The organism is Paenibacillus kobensis NBRC 15729 (genome assembly GCF_004000825.1).
GTDB lineage: Bacteria > Bacillota > Bacilli > Paenibacillales > Paenibacillaceae > Paenibacillus_T > Paenibacillus_T kobensis.
In genome coordinates this window covers 1-1,381 of the sequence record NZ_BILZ01000136.1, presented here as the reverse complement: position 1 = coordinate 1,381, position 1,381 = coordinate 1, and the positions used below count along the sequence as shown (strand labels likewise).

2 protein-coding genes are annotated in these 1,381 nt (G+C 45.1%); both read left to right on the top strand.

The window, feature by feature from the left end; translation table 11 throughout:
• Positions 1 to 77 precede the first annotated feature (77 nt).
• Positions 78 to 422, top strand: coding sequence for a helix-turn-helix domain-containing protein (locus PKO01S_RS28450; protein ID WP_127534785.1), 345 nt, complete (start codon positions 78 to 80; stop codon positions 420 to 422).
• Entirely contained in the window at positions 401 to 1,327 is a 927-nt protein-coding gene (locus PKO01S_RS28445) for an IS3 family transposase (RefSeq protein WP_281278972.1), read from the top strand. The genes PKO01S_RS28450 and PKO01S_RS28445 overlap by 22 nt, the downstream gene beginning before the upstream one ends.
• Positions 1,328 to 1,381 lie beyond the last annotated feature (54 nt).

The following is a 1,381-nucleotide window of genomic DNA, read 5'->3' as shown; positions in this document are numbered from 1 at the left end:
CTAAAAAGCCCCCTAATCATTTTGGACACTTTTAGGCTAAACAATATACAATTAAATTTAGCTGGGGGTTGTCGAAAATGAGAGTCCAACATAGCAAGTTCGATGAACTGAGAATACAGGTCGTCGAGGAGGCGCTGGACCGGGGGAATATAGCCTTGACCGCACGTAAACATGGTCTCTCCCCTTACTCGTTGTACAAATGGGTGAAAATATACCGAGATGAGGTGGAGATCACCATGGGCAAAAAGAAGAAGATGGAGAATCTCAACGCTGCTCCTGAAACAACAAGTGACTGGAAAGATAAATATGAACATGCAACTAAGCTGCTCGGCGAGAAAGAGCTGGAGATCGCCCTGCTGCGCGACCTTGTAAAAAAAAAGTATCCACATATCCAATTCAAGTGGCCCGAGAATGGATCCTAAAAGGCTACAAGGCTCGGACAGTGCTTAAAATATGCGGCATAGCAAGATCGACTTACTACTATCAAAAAAAGCATACAAGCCCTAAACAACGTGCTAATGGCGGTCGTCCGGCACCAGGCTACTCATACTCTTTTGAAGGCCGGAAGATTCAGGACACACGAATCAAGCGGCTAATTATGAAGCTAATGGAAGGCGATGAATCGGCGTACGGATACCGAAAAATAACCCTTGCGCTCCGTATGCAGCACCACATTCAAATCAATAAAAAGAAGGTTTATCGTCTCTGCAAAGAACTTCAAATCCTGGGTAAGCCACGCGAGCCTAGAACAACGTATCCGCGTCGTTTAGCGAATAACATGACGGTAACTGCCACGAACCAATTGTGGCAAATGGACGTGAAATATGGCTATGTGGCGGGTTTACAACGCTACTTCTACACGACCAGTATCATTGACGTCTATGACCGTCAGGTCGTGGCACAATACCGCGGCAAGGAGTCCAAAACAGAAGATCTGTTAGACACGCTCAAAAAGGCGCTCCTAAAGCGCAATATCTACGCTCAGAAGCAGCAGCTTGTTGTACGCACCGACAATGGCCCGCAATTTAAAAGTCATAAGTTTGGTGCATTCTTTGAGGCTAACCAGGCGCATCTCATACATGAACGAACACCGAATAGAACACCAAATAAGAATGCTTTCATCGAGTCGTTTCACAGCATATTAGAACGCGAATGTTTCCGACGTCATGTATTTATGACATTTGAGGAAGCATTCACGGCCCTAGATCGGTTTATGGAGTTTTACAACAAGCGTAGAATTCACATGAGTTTATATGGTTACTCGCCGGTTGAGTTTAATGAAAAACTTCAGAAAAACGAAGTAAAAGCGTTTGAAATTGCCGTTTAATGAGCCCTTACGGGAATTCGCCAGAAAATGTCCAAGATTCGGGGGCCTGACCGG